Here is a 1,980-nt window from a genome sequence, read left to right as displayed (position 1 = left end):
TCGGCGGGGTAATGCTTCATGACCACGGGACATCCGTTCTCCTGGACCATCAAGATCCAAGTGTCTCGAGTGTCCAACATCCGGGATCAAGGCCCAACAACCAAACCAGTTACACCGTTTATTGGACAGACCCGTGCCTGGCGGCATGTGGCAGACCGTGATGACCAGCCCGGTTTCCGCGGCCAGGCGGGCGAGGGGGAGTTTCCAGGCCCGGGTGCGGTAGCCGTTGGAACCGCCCGCATCGGCGGTGATCAGCAGCCGGGAAGCGTGTAGGTCGGCCCGGCCCTGACCGCGCCACCAGCGTCGGATCGACTCCACCGCGAACGCGGCGGTGTCGTGGTCGGTGCCGACTGACCCAGCCGGTGCTGGCCGCCAGGTCGTAGATGCGATAAGGGATGGCCTTGCCCAGCAGCGGATCGGCGAAGTCGTGGACCCTGACGGGTCAGCTCGGCCGCCAGCGTGCGCGTCGACTTCGTCGTCCACCGCAACGGCGACATCGGATCACCACGTTCGTCCGGCTCGACCAGACTCAGCAGGGCACCCAGCAGTCCAGGGTCGAGGTCCGCGACGCGTTTACGTCCGCCGCCCGGCCGCCGCACTCGCCCGGTCAGGAACTGGCCTGTCTCCAGGTCGGACATGCCCTTGCGAACCGTTGTCCCGCACACCCCGGCCGCCCGGGCCGCGGCCCGAATACCGCCATGGCTCAGTCCCCTGGCCTCCGCGGCCATCAGCAGCCGCCGCTGCCGTTCGTCCAGGTGTGGGAACAACACCGCGAACTTCACGGCAAGTTGATCACGAGTCTCGTCCGGGATGCCATACGACACCAACGAGCCCCAGCTCTGAAAGCAACACCTTGATGATCGGCAGACCCTTAGCGGACCAGGCGGTTCACCTTCGCAAGGGAATTACAAAGACAGAGGTAATAACTCCTCAAGACCTAGGAAATCTACGAAGATAGTTTACCCAGCAGAACACTGTGGGTGTTCACTAAGAGGAGGCCTTCTAGGAATGAAGAAGAAAATATCACTGTTTCTTGCGGCGCTCGCCTCGTTGGCATGTGTCGCCACTACCTCTACTGTCGCGCATGCCGAGGAACCCCAGCATTGGATGACTAAAGTCACGCGAGGCTCGATGGAAAGTTGGGCCAAGGCTGACCAATGGGCAGGCATTGCGGCCACTGGGTACATAGCGGATCAAATGGCTAATAATTCTGGGACGTCCTGCCTCAAGACGGACATATCGCATGGCGTAACGCTCTGGCTGAACGGTGACCTCCGTTACGACACAACTATCACCGTTTGGTGCACTGATGTGACGCCGTAAACCTCATTTAGGCACTGTCACGTTGTCGGAGGCTTGGTCGCCTGAGAGCAGGAAGAGGCCATCGGCACCGGCATGACGACGCCGCTTCTGGTGGTCTACCTGCACACCGTGCGGCACCTTCCGCTGACGCTAGCCGCCTCCATCACTGCCGTGGGGGCGCTGGTCAGCCTCGCCGGCAACCCCGCCGGCGGCTATCTGGCCGACCGCATCGGCGCCCGCCCCACCTCGCTGACCGGTCTGGCCACGGCTGCCGCGGGTACCGGGTTGTTGGCTGCGGCCGACACCAGCGCCCAGGCCATTGCCTGCGTCGCTCTGCTCGGCCTGGGGGTATCCATGTCCCTGCCCGCGCAACAAGCCTTGCTCACCCACCTGGTCCCCGCTCCGGACCTCGCGCGCTGCTTCGCCCTGCGGTACATGATGCTTAACATCGGTTTCGGCGTCGGCGGCCTGACCGCCGCCCTCATCGCCGGCTCCGGCCACCTGGGCGCCTTCCAGACCCTCTACCTCACCGACGCCGCCTCCTTCCTCCTTGCCGCACTGCTGATCACACGTGTACCCATTACTGGCCGGACCCCGCACGATGCCCCGCCAAACCCCTGGCACACGCTGCGCGTTCTTTCTGGTGACCGGGCTCTGCGCCGTCTATGGCTCATCGCC

General features: G+C 64.0%; 1 protein-coding gene and 1 pseudogene. One reads left to right on the top strand and one right to left on the bottom strand.

Annotated features, from left to right (window positions below; all coding sequences use genetic code 11):
• Positions 1-117: 117 nt before the first annotated feature.
• A pseudogene (locus ACIGXE_RS37670) lies at positions 118-728 on the bottom strand (ISAzo13 family transposase); the annotation flags it as partial.
• 667 nt (positions 729-1,395) lie between these two features.
• Between ACIGXE_RS37670 and ACIGXE_RS37665 the strand changes: the two are divergent.
• Positions 1,396-1,980 (top strand): MFS transporter (locus ACIGXE_RS37665; RefSeq protein WP_399754674.1); only part of this gene is annotated, 585 nt, incomplete at its 3' end.

This window comes from Streptomyces sp. NPDC053431 (assembly GCF_044544925.1).
Lineage (GTDB): Bacteria > Actinomycetota > Actinomycetes > Streptomycetales > Streptomycetaceae > Streptomyces.
The sequence above is the reverse complement of the archived record's forward strand: the minus strand, read 5'-3'. Positions and strand labels throughout refer to the sequence as shown.